This is a genomic window from Mariniflexile ostreae (assembly GCF_042427585.1).
Classification (GTDB): domain Bacteria; phylum Bacteroidota; class Bacteroidia; order Flavobacteriales; family Flavobacteriaceae; genus Pseudalgibacter; species Pseudalgibacter ostreae.
Genome location: NZ_JBHMFC010000016.1, coordinates 65,572 through 82,200, shown reverse-complemented (window position 1 = coordinate 82,200; position 16,629 = coordinate 65,572). Strand labels below are relative to the sequence as shown.

9 protein-coding genes and 2 tRNA genes are annotated in these 16,629 nt (G+C 36.1%); 7 read left to right on the top strand and 4 right to left on the bottom strand.

The window, feature by feature from the left end:
* Nucleotides 1-263: 263 nt before the first annotated feature.
* Nucleotides 264-1,865, top strand: coding sequence for an MFS transporter (locus tag ACFFU9_RS05495; RefSeq protein ID WP_379860390.1), 1,602 nt, complete (start codon nt 264-266; stop codon nt 1,863-1,865).
* Between the two features lie 24 nt (nt 1,866-1,889).
* Nucleotides 1,890-4,325: a glycoside hydrolase family 94 protein gene (locus ACFFU9_RS05490; RefSeq protein WP_379860389.1), complete on the top strand. Its 2,436-nt coding sequence runs from the start codon at nt 1,890-1,892 to the stop codon at nt 4,323-4,325.
* A 53-nt stretch (nt 4,326-4,378) separates the two neighbouring features.
* On the opposite strand, the gene ACFFU9_RS05485 is transcribed toward ACFFU9_RS05490, so the two are convergent.
* Nucleotides 4,379-5,251 carry a helix-turn-helix domain-containing protein gene (locus tag ACFFU9_RS05485; protein WP_379860388.1) on the bottom strand — a complete coding sequence of 291 codons (873 nt, stop codon included), beginning with the start codon at nt 5,249-5,251 and terminating at the stop codon, nt 4,379-4,381.
* A 153-nt stretch (nt 5,252-5,404) separates the two neighbouring features.
* On the opposite strand from ACFFU9_RS05485, the gene ACFFU9_RS05480 reads away from it, so the two are divergent.
* Together ACFFU9_RS05480 and ACFFU9_RS05475 are read left to right on the top strand one after the other, a co-directional pair.
* Nucleotides 5,405-8,413, top strand: a complete 3,009-nt coding sequence (locus ACFFU9_RS05480) for a SusC/RagA family TonB-linked outer membrane protein (protein WP_379860387.1) — start codon at nt 5,405-5,407, stop codon at nt 8,411-8,413.
* A gap of 22 nt (nt 8,414-8,435) precedes the next feature.
* Entirely contained in the window at nt 8,436-9,959 is a 1,524-nt protein-coding gene (locus ACFFU9_RS05475) for a RagB/SusD family nutrient uptake outer membrane protein (protein WP_379860386.1), read from the top strand.
* Between the two features lie 142 nt (nt 9,960-10,101).
* On the opposite strand, the gene ACFFU9_RS05470 is transcribed toward ACFFU9_RS05475, so the two are convergent.
* The 3 genes from ACFFU9_RS05470 to ACFFU9_RS05460 form a co-directional block, all read right to left on the bottom strand.
* Nucleotides 10,102-11,391 (bottom strand): DUF445 domain-containing protein, encoded by a 1,290-nt coding sequence (locus ACFFU9_RS05470; RefSeq protein ID WP_379860385.1) that lies wholly within the window; start codon nt 11,389-11,391, stop codon nt 10,102-10,104.
* Nucleotides 11,392-11,612: 221 nt separating this feature from the next.
* On the bottom strand, nt 11,613-12,272 hold the full coding sequence (locus tag ACFFU9_RS05465) for a class I SAM-dependent methyltransferase (protein WP_379860384.1): 660 nt from the start codon (nt 12,270-12,272) through the stop codon (nt 11,613-11,615).
* Nucleotides 12,273-12,812 carry an RNA methyltransferase gene (locus ACFFU9_RS05460; RefSeq protein WP_379860383.1) on the bottom strand — a complete coding sequence of 180 codons (540 nt, stop codon included), beginning with the start codon at nt 12,810-12,812 and terminating at the stop codon, nt 12,273-12,275.
* A 224-nt stretch (nt 12,813-13,036) separates the two neighbouring features.
* Between ACFFU9_RS05460 and mutS the strand changes: the two genes are divergently transcribed.
* The 3 genes from mutS (at nt 13,037) to ACFFU9_RS05445 (ending at nt 15,969) form a co-directional block, all read left to right on the top strand.
* Nucleotides 13,037-15,649, top strand: coding sequence for a DNA mismatch repair protein MutS (mutS, locus tag ACFFU9_RS05455; RefSeq protein ID WP_379860382.1), 2,613 nt, complete (start codon nt 13,037-13,039; stop codon nt 15,647-15,649).
* Nucleotides 15,650-15,764: 115 nt separating this feature from the next.
* A tRNA-Gly gene (locus tag ACFFU9_RS05450) sits at nt 15,765-15,836 on the top strand.
* 49 nt (nt 15,837-15,885) lie between these two features.
* A tRNA-Leu gene (locus ACFFU9_RS05445) sits at nt 15,886-15,969 on the top strand.
* The last annotated feature ends 660 nt before the right edge of the window (nt 15,970-16,629 follow it).

The window sequence follows — 16,629 nt, the reverse complement described above, 5'->3', positions numbered from 1 at the left end:
GAACTGCCTAAGGCCGCTTTGTCCTACAAAGCCCCGTCTTGTTATGAAAAACCGGGTTTCTATTGTTTCGTTAAGGCGCGCCATAATTGGTGAACTCAAGAATTGAGGGTTTAATGCATCTATTATGCTAATTTTTAAATGGATTATTTAATTTGTGCTGTAAATAGTTTTTATGATCTAATTGAATGCATAAATGACAAAAAAGGTTTAACTCTGTATGTAAGGTTTTTCTAATTTTGGTTTGAATAAAAAAACCACTTTTGTTGAAGAACTACAGACTGTTGATTTCAGAAAAAATAGGATATGCCCTAGGTGACGGAGCCGCAAATATAGCGTGGAGAGGTGTCGCTACTTTTTTGTTTATATTTTATACCGATGTATTTGGGCTAAGTCCAGTAACCGTAGGCGTGCTGTTTTTAGTCGCGCGTTTTAGCGATGGGATTAGCGATGTCTTAATGGGGATTATTGGCGATAGAACCAAATCGAAATACGGTAAGTTCCGTCCTTGGATTTTATGGACAGCCATTCCCTTGGGGGTTATTCTATCTTTATTGTTTACTAGTCCAGATTTAAGTGCTACAGGAAAAGTTATATACGCCTACATTACGTATATCCTTTTTACCTTAATTTATACGGCCAATAATATTCCCTACGGCGCGCTTATGGCCGTTATGACGGGTGATGATAAAGAGCGAACCTCTTTAGGGTCTTATAGAATGGTGGGTGCTTTTGGTGGGGGTATGTTTGTACAGGGTGCGCTCCTGTTTTTGGTTATGTATTTTGGAAATGTAAATCCCGATATTAGCCTTAATCCATTGGAAAACGATATCTATCGTGTTGAAGTATCCGTTCCCCGCGATGTAGAGAGCGTAAACATTAAAACCAAAGATGGAATTGCCTTGTTTTCGTGGGCAGATGCTTCTCAAAAAAAACAAGATTCTACAGCTTCAAACAAAAAAAGTTTTTCAGTTCAGGCTAACGAAAAATATGCTTTTTTGGTTACAGGCGAAAGTGATTTAACGAGCGCCTCTTTTTCAATTATAGATCAAAAACGGGGGTATAGCAACTCGATATACCTCATGTCTGTATTCTTGACCTTGTTTATGTTTATTACATTTTACACCACTAAAGAACGTGTTTTGCCTCCAAAAACTCAAAAAAACAATTTAAAACAAGATTTTAAGGATTTATTATCAAACAAACCTTGGTTAATTTTATTAGGAGTTGGATTGTTGTTCAATGTTTATAATTCTATAAAGCAAGGCATTGTTATTATCTATTTTTCACATTATTTGAATAACCAGATATTAGCAGCTTCTTTTTTAATCGGTCTTATGCTTGCATCTATAGCAGGTGCTATGATAACGGCCCCATTAGGAAAACGCTTCGGCAAGAAGAACGTCTTTATCTCTGCCTTACTGTTTTCAGGGAGCGTAAACGCTTTGTTGTTTTTTTGTGGACCAGGTGATATCGAAATCATATTCCTGTTAGGCATGCTTTCTGAATGGGCTTCTGCCATATTTGCGACTTTGTTTTTTGTTATGTTGGCCGATGCTGCAGATTATTCAGAATTTAAAAATTCACGACGGGCCACGGGCCTTATATACTCGGCAGGATCATTTGCTACCAAATTTGGAGGCGGTATTGCTGGTGCCATTATTGGTTTTGTTTTGGGAGCTTTTAATTACAGCGGGCAAGATGCTGTAGCCATTCAAGGTGCTATTCCAGGAATTGTCATGCTGATGAGTTGGATACCATTGCTCATTACCATAATTGCAGCGAGCTTGATGGTGTTTTACCCCTTAACTCAAGAAAAAATAAATGAGATTACATTGGAGCTAAATACTCGCAGACTAAGAGAATAAAATATTAAAACTAAAATTTCACACATGACATACGGCCATTTTGATGATGACAACAGAGAATACGTAATTACAAATGCTAAAACACCTTACCCGTGGATCAATTACCTTGGCAATGAAGATTTCTTCTCTCTAACCTCAAACACTTCTGGAGGATATACTTTTTATAAAGATGCCAAATTTAGAAGATTAACACGTTATAGGTATAATAATGTCCCTACAGACGATGGGGGGAAATATTTTTATATTAAAGATGAAGAAACAACTTGGTGCCCAGGGTGGAAACCTGTAAAAACCGAGTTAGATAGTTACGAGTGCCGCCATGGTATGAGTTATACTAAATTTAATAGTTCTAAAAATGGCGTCCAAGCCAAAGTGCTTCAGTTTATACCGCTTGGTTTTTGGGGGGAAATTCAGAAAGTGACTATTAAAAACACCAGTTCAAAAGTGAAAAAGTTAAAATTATTCTCTTTCATTGAATGGTGTTTGTGGAATGCCGAAGATGATATGACAAATTTTCAACGAAATTTTAATACGGGAGAAGTGGAAATTGAAGATGCTGTAATTTACCATAAAACCGAATTTAAAGAAAGACGAAACCATTATGCCTTTTATTCTGTTAACACAAAAATAAGTGGCTTTGATACGGATAGAGAATCTTTTCTTGGTCTTTATAATGGGTTTGATGCGCCTGATGTGGTTGCTGATGGAAAATCTAAAAACACCGAAGCCCATGGATGGTCTCCGGTGGCTTCGCACTATATTGAAGTAGAGCTTCAACCTGGAGAAGAAAAGGATTATGTTTTTATGTTGGGTTATGTTGAGGTAGAAGAAGATGATAAATGGGAAAGCAAATCTGTAATCAATAAAAAGCCTGCAAAAGACATGATTGCGACATTTGATACTGTAGAAAAAGTAACTGCAGCATTTAATGCGCTAAGCGCCTATTGGGATAATTTATTAGGTAAAATTAACATTCAATCTGGTGAAGAAAAACTAGATAGAATGGTGAACATCTGGAACCAGTACCAGTGTATGGTAACGTTTAACATGTCTCGATCTGCTTCATTTTTTGAATCGGGAATTGGACGAGGCATGGGCTTTAGAGACTCCAATCAAGATTTAATTGGCTTTGTGCATCAAATTCCAGAACGTGCCCGTGAACGTATCGTGGATATCGCTTCTACACAATTTGAAGATGGCTCTTGTTATCATCAATACCAACCTTTAACAAAAAAAGGAAATGCAGTTTTAGGTGGCAACTTTAACGATGATCCTTTATGGTTGATACTGTCCACTACAGAGTATATTAAAGAAACTGGAGATTTTTCGTTGTTAGAGGAACTTGTACCTTTTGATAATGATGTTGCCCGAGCAAAGCCACATTTTGAGCACTTAAAAGCCTCGTTTTACCATGTTGTTAATAATTTAGGGCCGCATAACTTACCATTAATAGGAAGAGCCGATTGGAATGATTGTTTAAATTTAAATTGTTTTTCTAAAGATCCTAATGAATCCTTTCAAACCACAGGGAATAAAAAAGATGGAAAAGCAGAGAGTTTAATGATAGCCGGCCTTTTTGTTGTTTATGGAAAAGAATTTGTGAAATTATGTAATCAAATAGGTGAAACTACGGAAGCTGATAACGCGCAAATTCATATAGATAATATGATTGAGGCTGTGAAAAAAGACGGTTGGGACGGCGAGTGGTATTTACGTGCCTATGATTATTATGGAAATAAAGTGGGGTCTAATACTAATGAAGAGGGGAAAATCTTTATAGAATCACAAGGTTGGTGCACGATGGCCGAAATAGGAATGGAAGACGGTATGGTGGAAAAATCCCTAAACGCTGTAAAAAAACATTTGGACTGCAAGTATGGCATTGTGTTAAACAGTCCTGCATTTACAAAATATTATATTGAATATGGGGAAATATCAACTTACCCTGCGGGCTATAAAGAAAATGGAGGGATTTTTTGCCACAACAACCCTTGGATTATGATTGGTGAAACCATACTAGGTCGTGGTGACGAAGCTTATGAGTATTATTCTAAAATTGCGCCTAGTTTTTTAGAAGATATTTCAGAATTGCATAAAGTAGAGCCTTATGTGTATTGCCAAATGATTGCTGGTAAAGAGGCCTTTAAACCTGGAGAAGCTAAGAACTCTTGGCTATCTGGAACAGCCTCTTGGAACTTTTATGCCATTACACAATATATTTTAGGGGTGAAACCGGATTACAACGGACTTTTAATACAGCCTTGTATTCCTAAAAAATGGGATGGCTTTAAAATGAAAAGAGTTTTTAGGGGTGCTACTTATAATATAGAAGTAAAAAATCCAGACCATGTAAGTAAAGGCGTTAAGCAGATTTTAGTGAATGGGAGTGTGTTAAATACTACCGTTATTCCGGTTCTTGAAAAAGGAAAAACGCATGATGTAGTCGTTACTATGGGATAGAACAGATAATTTCATTTGCTTTTAAAACCTCAATACTGGGTGTTGAGGTTTTTTTATAAAACTCTTTTTGTGCCTACAAATTCATTTCTAAACTCTTTCGGAGTGCAGTTTTTTGCTTTTTTAAAAAGTCTGTTAAAATTAGCAACATTGTTAAAGCCGCATTTAAAGCTAATGTCTCCAATACTTTGATCGGTTTCTAAAAGCCATCTTGTAGCAAAGCTTATTCTAGTGCTATTTATGTAAGAAATAAATGTTTTTCCTGTTCGTTTTTTTATAAATCTATTAAATGAAACAGGGCTCATATTTACCAGTTCAGAAATTTCACTTAAAGTGATGGTTTTGTTGAAATTCTCTTGAATGTACTCATAAACCTTTTTGATTTTATCACTATTATGAAAATCCAATTGCGCTACAGAAGAGTTAGAAAGCATTCTTTGCCCTTCAGAATTAGCCAATTCGTCCAAAATAGAAATAAACTCAAGGTAATATGGAATGCCACTAATTTTAGTGAGCGTCATTAATCGGGGCATTAATGTAATTGTGGTTCCTTTTGAAAACAAAATCCCATGCTTAGATCTATTAAACATGTCTTTTATAGGTTTAAAAATTCTACGGGACAAGGTTTTTTCATTTAATAGGTCATCATGGATATGAATGGTTATTTCGTAAATCTCCTTGCAGGTGCATTGATGGAGTTCCCAGCCATGTACTATGTTCGGGCCTATAAGTACGAGTTCTAGATCGTCGATGTTTTCTGTGCTATCGCCAATAATCCTTCTAACCCCTTTTCCTCTATAAATAAAGTTTAATTCGTACTCTGGATGAAAATGAATAGGAAAGTCAAAGTCGTCTTTTACCCGCTCTTCAACCAAAAAGCTATCCTCTGGTATTAATCGGGTGATTTCTCTATGAGCATTTTGAGACATGATGTTTTTGTTGTTTGGTATGTAATAAAAATACTAATAAATGACAATTTTATATTAACAATTATTTAACATGTTGCATAGCTTTGTAAAGATACTCAAACAAAACTTTAAATGTATTGAGTATGCTAATGAACATAAAAAAACTAAATATTTATGAAAATTCAAAGTTTAAGAAACATTTTATTCCTTGTATTATCTTCGTTTTGCTACTATGCGCAAGCGCAAAATATAACAGGAACAGTGTCTGATGCTAATGGGCCATTACCTGGGGCATCTGTTATTGTGAAAGGCACTAGTCAGGGTGCAACGACTGATTTTGATGGTAAATTTACATTAGAGAATGTGGTTTCTAATGCCACACTTAAAGTGAGTTTTGTGGGCTACGCAGCAAAAGAAATGCCTGTAAACAACCAAACCGTTATTAACTTTATTTTAGTTGAAGATGCTAGTCAATTAGATGAGATCATTGTTGTAGGGTACGGTACGCAAAAGAAAAGCTTAGTAACGGGCGCTATTTCCAGTATAAAGGCCGATGATATTCAAAATAATGCGTCTACAAGGGTAGAGCAGGCCATACAAGGAAAAGTTTCTGGTATTTCTGTTTTAAGTAATTCGGGATCGCCTGGAGCTGGTTCTAAAATTAGAATTAGAGGAACAGGTTCTAATGGGAATTCCGATCCTATATATATAGTAGACGGTATGAAAACAAGTAGTATTGATAATATTGATGGTGGGGACATCCAATCTATAGAAATTTTAAAAGACGCTGCATCTTCTGCTATTTATGGTACAGAGGGCGCAAATGGTGTGGTATTAATTACTACAAAATCTGGAAAGAATTACGATAAACCGGTAATCTCTTATAACTCTCAATTTGGTTATCAATCTGAGCGCACCAAGATGGAGTTGATGGACGAGTCGCAGTATAGAACTTATCTAAACGAAGCTGGTGTGCAAAATATTCCTTCAAATGGGATCAATACAAATTGGTTAAACGAAGTGTTTGAAAATGCATGGGTAGAAAAACACCATTTAAGTTTCGCCGGAGGTTCAGAAAAATCTAGTTATCTCTTATCTGGCTCATACACCAACCAAGATGGGATTGTGGGCGGAGATCGCGCTAATTTTAAACGGTATACGGCGCGATTAAATTCTAAGCATCAAATAAATAAATGGTTGGAAGTGGGGAATAACCTAACTTACTCTAATACGAGTAGAGATATTATTACGGAAGATGATGAGTATCGAAGTGTGTTAAATAATGCCTTGTTAATGGATCCTTTAACGCCTGTAACTTATACCGATGGAACACCAAATAAAGTGACCGATTTGGTTAATCAGGGGTATACTATTCTATCTGATAAAAATGGCGACTACTATGGTTTGCCTGCTTACGTAACAGGAGAAATTGCAAATCCCGTAGCCATGTTGACTCTTCAAAACAGAAACATTAAAACCGATAAGATATTAGGTTCATTTTACGCCAATGTTACGCCTTTTGAAGGTTTAGTGATAACTTCCAGATTTGGGGTAGATGTAAACTATTCTGTGGAGCATAATTGGAATCCGGTTTACTATGTGTCTTCAGAACGACAAAATGCATTAGCAACTATTGATGATAATATTAGAAAGAACAGCTCTTGGTTGTGGGATAACTTTGCAACGTATAGCAATACCTATAAAAAGCATGATTATACCCTGTTGTTAGGTGTTTCTGCCGAAAAATATCAAGCACCCAATTTCTATCTCTTCTCTGGGCCAATGCCTAAGCAAGCAGGAAATTATGCGTATCATGATTTTTCTCAAGATGACGACTTGGATAAAACAGGAGGAACTTATGTGGAAAGAAGAAAAAGATCCACATTTGGAAGGTTCTCGTATGGGTACGATGAAAAATATCTCTTAGAGGGTACCTTGCGCTATGATGTGTCAAGTGCATTCTCCGATGCTAATAAAGCGGCTTACTTTCCTTCTTTATCTGCAGGTTGGGTAATTTCTAAAGAAAATTTCTGGGGCAATACTTCAAAAATAGATTATTTAAAATTTCGCGGAAGTTGGGGGCAAGTAGGTAGTGATCAAAATTTATACGGGAATGAAGACTTGCAGTTCTTCACCAGTGCAGGTATTAAAATACCCGATGGTAACGGTGGCTTTTTGCCCGGTTATGAAGCTGGAGGTATCCCTAATGCCGATTTAACTTGGGAAACGTCTGAGCAGTTAGATATTGGTATGGATTTAAGAGCGTTTAAAGGAAGGCTTACGTTTTCTACGGATTATTACGATAAAAAAACAAAAGATTTAATTGTAAGCGGTAATGGTTTAATTCCTTTATCTGTAGGTCGAGAATTTGGTAATTTTAACGGGGGTACTGTCTCTAATAAAGGATGGGAGTTTGAATTGGGCTACAATAATAAAACGGGAGACTTCTCTTATGGCATCAACTTAAACTTATCTACACTTAAAAATGAAGTAACAGATCTAGCCGTAGATTCTCCAATAGATGGTGTAAACGTTAGAGGTTTCGATACTACTCGTTTTGAAAAAGGAGAGCCTATTTGGTATTATAGAGGGTATAAAACCAATGGTATAGATGATGCTACAGGAGCCCCTATTATAGTGGATGTAGATGGCAGTGGCGATATCACCCCTAATGATATTACTAATATTGGCGATCCGCATCCCGATATTTTATATGGAGGCCAAATTAACTTAGGCTATAAAGATTTCGATTTTAATGTGAATTTTCAAGGCACACAAGGCAATGAAATATACATGTTATGGAACAGAACAGATAGGCCGTACTCTAATAAACCTGCATTTTTATATGAAGGAAGATGGACGGGTGCTGGAAGTAATGCGTCATATCCTAAGGCCGATGTTAGTAGTGATTACTTGTATAGAAGTGATTTAATGGTGGGTGATGGCTCGTATATGCGAATTAAACAAATTCAAATAGGTTATTCGCTGCCTTCAGAAATTTTAGAAAAAATAAAACTGGATCGTTTGCGGGTTTCGATTTCTGTTGAAGATTATTTTACGTTTACTAAATACGAAGGTCTAGACCCTGAAGCAGGAAGTACTTTTAATTCGGGTCAAGGTATCGATCGTGGTGTATACCCAATTCCAGGTAAGATAATATTTGGCTTATCTGTAAATCTATAATCTTAAAATTAAATTTTAGAACATGAAAAAATATATAAAAATTGTAACACTAGGGATATTAATTATTTTTAATTATACCTCCTGTAGCAGTGATTTTACAGAAGTAGACCCTATAGGTAAGGTTAATGAAGCGGATTTTTTAACAACTGACGCTGAAGCAGAATCTGTTATTTTTGGGATTTACGATCTTATGGCATGGAATTATAATAGAGATTGGAACAGTGCTTTTTTTATCAAAGTTTTACCTGGAGATCATGCCAATGCGGGAAGTACTGTGGGAGATCAACCCGCTCTTCAGCAAATTGATGATTTTCAACACGTATCAGATAACACGGTTATTACTGGAGTTTGGGAAGGATTCTATAAGACAATAGGTTTGGCCAATGTTTTGATTGAAAAACTAGAGGTTTCAGAGTTGAGCACAAAAGATAAATTTATTGCTGAAGCCAAATTTTTAAGAGCGTATAGTTATTTTGAATTAGTAACGCTGTTTGGAGATGTGCCTTTAAGAATAACAACACCACAGTCTATAGGTGAGTTTGCATTGGCAAGAAGTCCTAAAAGTAAAGTATATGAGCAAATAGAAGATGATTTAGGGGTGGCTATCGATGGCTTGCCTGTTAGGGCGGCCATTGCTCAGCCTTTTAGAATTTCAAAAGAAGCTGCTAAAGCCGTTTTAGGAAAAGTATATTTATTCCAAGAAAAATATGATTTAGCTGCACTTGAGTTTGAGAACGTGATTGCGTCTGGTGCTTTTGATTTAGAACCAGACTTTAAAAATGTTTGGAACGCTAGCTCAGAAAATGGTATTGAATCATTAATAGAGTTAAACTATGTAAGTACAGAGTCTTACGATTGGGGGAATTTCCCTTGGGGAGGGCGTCCAGAGAGCAATATTCATGCCCAGCTCATGGGGCCTAGAGGTGATGGGATTTTTGATGTAGCGGCTATTGGCCTTGCAAATGGATGGGGGTTTAACTTACCTACTTCTAAAATCGGTAATGCTTTCGACAGTGCTGGTGATGTGACTCGTAAAAATGCCACGTTGATTTCTGAAGCCGATTTGATAGCGGCTGGAGGTGCTGTAAATCCTCCAGATGCTGGAATTCATGATTATGAAGGGTATGTTAGGCTAAAATACACTACAAGACCTGAAGATACCGCAGGCCCAACAAACGAATTAAACTATGGTATTAACTGGAGGTTGTTAAGGTATGCAGATGTATTGTTAATGGCGGCAGAGGCCTACCATAAAAATAATGAAGACCCCAAAGCTTTAATAGAATTGAATAAAGTGAGAAATAGAGCTAATCTTTCAGATGTAACCGCTACAGGAGCTAGCCTTTTTGATGCTATTGTTTTAGAGCGTCAATTGGAATTAGCATTTGAAGGTCAGCGGTTTTGGGATTTAGTACGATGGGGGTTGGCAGATACAGAACTTTCTGGCTTTGGTTACACATCTAAAAATAAAGTTTATCCAATACCTGCTAATGAAATAAGTAGAAACACTTTAATTAATCAAGCAGATCAAAACGCAGGATATTAGTTTAGTTTGGTAGTAGTTTGTAAAGAGCAGTGTTTTTAGCTAAACACTGCTCTTTTGTTTTAAACTCAAAAACGTTAAATGTTTAAGATGAGCTACTGTTCAGAATAGTTTAAAAACAACGTGTTTTTTATGATGTGTATTGCTATTGTAACAGAAGTACTCGGATTAAGTAAATCATTATTCCTATAAATCCACCAACAACGGCCCCGTTTAGTCTGATATACTGCAGGTCATTTCCAACTTTTTCTTCGATTTGGTTTACTAATTCAAAATTATTTAATTTAGATAAGCTCATTCTAACCATTTCTCCAATTTCATGGTGATATTTAGTAATTAAATGTTCAATACTATCTTTAATCCATTTGTCTGTTTTTTGCTGCAAAGCCTGGTCTTCTTCCAGTTCATTTAAAAGTTTTTCAACATTTTGCTTAATAAAATGAATAAACGGCGTGTCGTTTTCTTCTAATTGCTTTATAATTGAAGTTTTAAAATTGTTTAAAAGACCTTGTATCAGGTGTTTGGCATCTGAGTTGTCTACGAGCTTGTCCTGTAGAGCTTTAACGGTTTTTACGGCATCTTCATCTCTATCAATAAGATTTTGAGCAAAATCTAGAATACTTTTATCAAACTTTATACGTACAGCATGATTAGGATTTTCTTTGGTCTCTTTTATAAAATCATTCATCGAATTAATAATTTTATCTACGATAGATTGGTTATCGACACCTCCAACGCCTACTGCGAATTTTATGATAATCCGTTTCCAGAATCCTTCATCTTTATATTCTTTCATTTGGCTCTCAATTAGAGTTAAGAGAGTTGTGCGCGTAGAATCATCATTAATGGTTTTTCCTGCAGAATCCAATACTAAATCCCAAAGCGCCTTGTGGTCGCCTTTGTTAACAGATTTTTTTAACCACTCGCCTAGCGGTGTTGCTAGATCAATGCCTTTAATTTGCTGTTCTAATAGGGTTTGAAGTATTTTGGTAACCTCTGGGGTGTCTATGTTAGAGGCTAAACGGGTGCTTATTTTTTTTATAAAACCGACAATTTTTATAAGGTTTTGAGGTTCTTTTAATGTCTTTACCAAATTTTCAACAATGTGAACATCGGATAGCTTTTCATTAATTATCTCTGGAGATAGCCATTTATTGGTAACTAAATCAATAACGCCCTCTGTTAATTTATCTCTGTTCCTTACTATAATATTGGTGTGTTTTCTAATAACAGGAATGGGGATTTCGTGAAACAAGGCCCGTACAGCAAACCAATCTGCAAAACCGCCTATAGTTGCCGCTTCAAATCCAGCTAAAAGAATATGCCAATATGGGTTTTCTAAATAGCCTATATAAATAAGGGCTTGAACAATTATTAAGCCTGCAATTGAAATGAGCAATGATGTTCGGCCTACTTGGTTTTTTGTTGTAGTCATGGGCATGAATGTCTAAATACGCTGGTCTGTTCTAATATCTTTTGGATGTTAAGAAAAGTAATTTTTTAATCTTTCTTTTGAAACCTTATGTAATGCGGAATGAATTGCGATAAACGAATTTAGAATTTTCTAATTTTAGAATCAAGTTAATTTTACATAAAAACGCATTTGTAGTGGTTTTAATAAGGGGTGTTGTATCGCAATTGAAGCGGTGTCAATTTTTATACAGTTTTGTATAATGTTGTTAAGAGGCGTCCTTTGTTGTCTTCTAGAAAATGTTCTTCAAGAATTGTTTCTTCCTTTATTTTAAAATTAAAAGGGGGTTTTAATAAATTGATGCCGCTGTTTTGTTTTAGCCTAATACCTTGTCCGGAAATAATGTCTTGGTTTGGTGTAAAATGGCCTAAGGGTACATGTTCGGTTAAAACAATGTATTTATAAGGCGCTATTTTGTTTATCACACTTTGTACTTCTGCATTAGATAAATGTTGTAATACTTGGCGAATTATAAGACAATCTGCTGGAGGGATTTCGTCTTTAGCAATATCCAAACAGTGAAATTCTAGATGGTCTTCAGTATATAGCGCTTTATTTCTTTTGATAAGGTGCTCCACAATATCTATCGCTATATATTTTTTAGCGTATTTAGCAAGGTGTTTCCCGATATTAAAATCGCCGCAGCCTAAGTCGCAAACAATTAAAGGTTTGCTGTGTTTTTTTAAAAATGCAATTAAAGCGTTGGTGTATGGGATTACAATATCAGGGGTATGAGAACCTGTTCCAGAATAAAAGTCGAAGTCTTTTCCTCCCCAAAGTTTCAAATCATAGATTTGTTCCATTACCGCTTTGGTAGGCCATGGTTGTTTTGTTTTTTTTGTCAACTACTTGAGGTTTTCTGATAGTTTATTAAAAATATCCCAAACCACTACACCACAACTTACCGAAATATTTAAAGAGTGTTTTGTGCCAAATTGTGGGATTTCAATAACCACATCGCTGGCATTTACAGCGTTTTGAGAGACACCTTTTACTTCATTACCAAACACAAGAACGTATGTGGTATGCGGTTCTACTTTAAAATCATTTAACATTGTGGCATGTTCGGCTTGTTCGATAGCGCATATTTTGGTGTTTTTAGATTTTAATTTTTCAAGAACATCGATAGTCTGTTCAGCATATTCCCAGAGCACTGTGTCGGTGCTGCCTAAAGCGGTTTTGTGTATGTCTTTATGGGGCGGTTTTGCTGTAATGCCACATAAATAAATCTTTTCAATTAAAAAGGCATCACTCGTTCTAAAAACAGAGCCAATATTATTAAGACTTCTAATATTGTCCAGCACAATAATAATGGGCGTTTTTTGGGCCTCTTTGAAATCATCTACGCTCAATCGGTCTAATTCGCTATTTTTTAGTTTACGCATGAAGTGGTTTGTTTTTTGGTTTTTTTTTGCGTTTGAATGGACATCGATAATGTTTGTTGTTAAGCAAACAGGAGTTGCCCTTTACTTGCAAAAGCACTATATTGTTGAAATCTCCACTGAAATGTAAATAACTTCCATTACTTCCATTTTAGAAAAGATCAAAATGCCGTACATTAGCAATCTTGCATTATTCGCAAAAATAATACTTAAAAACCATTTTACCATTGGCTAAAAAATTAAAAAAAGAAACGCCTTTAATGGCTCAGTATAACACCATTAAGGCCAAGTATCCAGATGCTTTATTGTTATTCCGTGTAGGCGATTTTTATGAAACTTTTGGTGAAGACGCTGTAAAAACAGCTAGAATTCTAGGTATAACATTAACCAAACGCGGTGCAGGGAGCGACAGTGAGACGGCTTTGGCAGGATTTCCACATCATTCTATAAACACATATTTGCCAAAATTGGTAAAAGCAGGGCAACGTGTGGCTATTTGCGATCAATTAGAAGATCCAAAACAGACCAAGAACATTGTAAAACGTGGCGTTACAGAACTGGTAACTCCGGGTGTGGCTTTTAATGATGAGGTGTTGGTATCAAAATCAAATAATTTCTTATGTTCTGTATATTTTGATAAGAAATATATTGGTATTGCTTTTTTGGATATTTCTACAGGAGAGTTTTTAACTTCGCAGGGCAATGCGGAGTATATCGATAAGTTGCTCCAGAACTTTAGTCCGAGTGAAGTATTGGTTTCTAAACAGAAGCGATCCCTTTTTAAAGAGACGTTTGGTGACGATTTTTACACGTTTTATATGGAAGATTGGGTCTATCAGGCCGATTATGCTAATGAAACCTTAATCAAGCATTTTAATACAAAAACATTGAAAGGCTTTGGGGTTGAAGAACTGCATGAAGGGGTTATTGCATCGGGATCTATTCTTCACTATTTAGGGGAAACACAGCATCATAAATTACAGCATATTACGTCTATTTCTAGAATTGCCGAAGATGATTATGTATGGATGGATAAGTTTACCATTCGGAATCTAGAGCTTTATAACTCTACAAATAACAATGCTGTTACGCTTTTAAACGTGATTGATAAAACCATATCGCCTATGGGTGGGCGTTTGCTAAAACGCTGGTTGGCATTGCCTTTAAAAAATATTGAAAAAATAAAGCAACGTCATGAAGTTGTTAGTTTTTTAACAAAAGAGGGCAGTGTTTTACAGAACATCCAAAACCACATTAAGCATATTGGCGATTTAGAGCGGTTGATATCTAAGGTTGCAACGGGAAAAGTAAATCCGCGCGAGGTTATCCAGCTTAAAAACTCTTTAGAGGCCATTGTGCCCATAAAAGCAGTGGCATCCCAATGTAGCAACGAGTCTTTAAAAATTATTGGAGATAATCTGCAACATTGCGAAGTGTTACGCACCAAAATTAAGGACACCCTAAATGAAGATGCGCCAGTAAACGTGCTGAAAGGAAATACTATTGCTGTTGGTTTTTCTTCAGAACTGGATGAGTTGCGAGGCTTGTCTAAGTCTGGAAAGAATTACCTCGATAGCATGCTTGAACGCGAAAGTGAACGCACTGGCATTACATCGCTTAAGATAGCGTCCAATAATGTGTTTGGATACTATATTGAAGTCCGCAATACACATAAAGATAAAGTGCCTGAAGAATGGATAAGAAAACAGACACTAGTTAGTGCAGAGCGTTATATAACCGAAGAATTAAAAGAATATGAGGCTAAGATTTTAGGGGCCGAAGACCGGATTCAAGCCATTGAACAGCAATTGTTCTCAGACTTGGTCGTGTGGTTAAATCAATATATAAAACCTATACAGCAAAATGCATTCTTAATTGGGCAGTTAGATTGTTTGTGTGGTTTTGCGCAATTGGCAACCGATAATCATTATATCTATCCTGAAATGGAAGATTCATTCGATTTGGATATTAAGGAGGGGCGCCATCCTGTTATCGAAAAACAATTGCCTATAGGCGAAGCTTATATTGCCAATACTGTGTTTTTAGACCGATCGCACCAACAGATTATTATGATTACGGGGCCTAATATGTCGGGTAAATCGGCTATTTTAAGGCAAACAGCGCTCATTGTACTTTTGGCCCAGATGGGGAGTTTCGTTCCGGCAGAGTCCGCTCGAATTGGTTTAGTAGATAAAATATTTACACGGGTAGGGGCAAGTGACAATATTTCTATGGGAGAATCTACTTTTATGGTAGAAATGAATGAAACTGCATCCATTTTAAATAATATTTCAGAAAGGAGTTTGGTGCTGCTCGATGAAATTGGGCGTGGCACGAGTACTTATGATGGTATCTCCATAGCTTGGGCCATTAGTGAGTATCTACACGAGCATCCTGCGAAACCGAAAACCTTATTTGCTACCCATTACCATGAGTTAAACGAAATGGCAGAAACCTTTGAGCGCGTTAAGAATTTTAATGTGTCTGTAAAAGAATTAAAAGACAATGTATTGTTTTTACGCAAATTGGTAGAAGGGGGCAGTGCGCATAGTTTTGGTATTCACGTTGCGAAAATGGCTGGAATGCCCCAGCAAGTTTTACGCCGCGCCAATGCTATTTTAAAGCGTTTAGAAAAATCGCATTCGAGTGAAGAGCTTACCGATAAGGTGAAATCTATGCAAGATGATATGCAGCTTAGTTTTTTTAATTTAGATGATCCTTTACTTGAAAATATTAAAGATGAAATATTACATCTTGATATTGATACACTTACGCCTGTTGAAGCGCTCATGAAACTTAACGAAATCAAGCGTATGTTGGTCAAGAAAAAAGGGTCTTAAAAATAATTAAATTTATTTCGTAAAAAGGCTTTGGAATTAGTATAAATATTTTAAATTTGCAACCGCAATAGCAATATTGTAATCCTGTATCAAGCGGGAACGTTCAACATAAATTGCGAAAGTAGCTCAGGGGTAGAGCATCACCTTGCCAAGGTGGAGGTCGCGGGTTCAAATCCCGTCTTTCGCTCTGAAACTTTATTTTAAATATACCAAGCGATGTGTTTTCACATCGGGACGCTGAAGTGGTGGAATTGGTAGACACGTTGGACTTAAAATCCAATGTCCATTAGGACGTACGGGTTCAAGTCCCGTCTTCAGTACTAGACCTCCTTTGTTTAAAGACATTGGAGGTTTTTTTTATGCTTTTTAGTGTGGGTATTGTATGTTATTACTAAACTCCTGCCTAAGTAAATATTATTGTAAGTTTAAATAGGAGCAGTTTACATGTCTGGCCTTTCTAAAGTGGTTTCAAAGGATTTTAAACTATGTAAAACCTTCTTTTTAATAATTTAAGAACGGGTTGAAGTTTTTAACGCCCATAAAAATATATCTATTGGCACCTGCTTCTTTCTTTTCTCTGTAAGCAATCCTCAAAAAGTTACAGTGTATATAGGGATTATATAGAAAATTTGATTTTAAGTAAATGTTTATACGCTTATAAGTTAAATTCGTAAAGGAAAGCTTGTTTGTATAATGAGTTATACTGCAATACTGAAACAGGTATAAACGCCCCTCAAGCACTTGTTAAACGTAAAAAGGTGTTTATCAGTAGTTAAACTGTAATATTTTACCCTTATTCTGTGGTTTGAATCGAATAAAGTGTTATTTTTATACTGAACGCTATAATATACTTACGTGTTAGTAGTAGGAAGCTTTCAGGCAAGGCTTTTAATAATAAAGGTTTTTCATGTTAAATTGTAGTAAGGCTGGGGGCAGGAGGCACTATAAATTTAAATGCTCAATACTTCAAGTATGGTGAT

Bases quoted from the DNA above. Each gene is read 5' to 3' on its own strand.
- ACFFU9_RS05460 (WP_379860383.1), bottom strand. From the start codon at position 12,812: ATGCGTAAACTAAAAAATAGCGAATTAGACCGATTGAGCGTAGATGAT.
- ACFFU9_RS05480 (WP_379860387.1), top strand. From the start codon at position 5,405: ATGAAAATTCAAAGTTTAAGAAACATTTTATTCCTTGTATTATCTTCG.
- ACFFU9_RS05470 (WP_379860385.1), bottom strand. From the start codon at position 11,391: ATGACTACAACAAAAAACCAAGTAGGCCGAACATCATTGCTCATTTCA.
- ACFFU9_RS05475 (WP_379860386.1), top strand. From the start codon at position 8,436: ATGAAAAAATATATAAAAATTGTAACACTAGGGATATTAATTATTTTT.
- ACFFU9_RS05490 (WP_379860389.1), top strand. From the start codon at position 1,890: ATGACATACGGCCATTTTGATGATGACAACAGAGAATACGTAATTACA.
- ACFFU9_RS05485 (WP_379860388.1), bottom strand. From the start codon at position 5,251: ATGTCTCAAAATGCTCATAGAGAAATCACCCGATTAATACCAGAGGAT.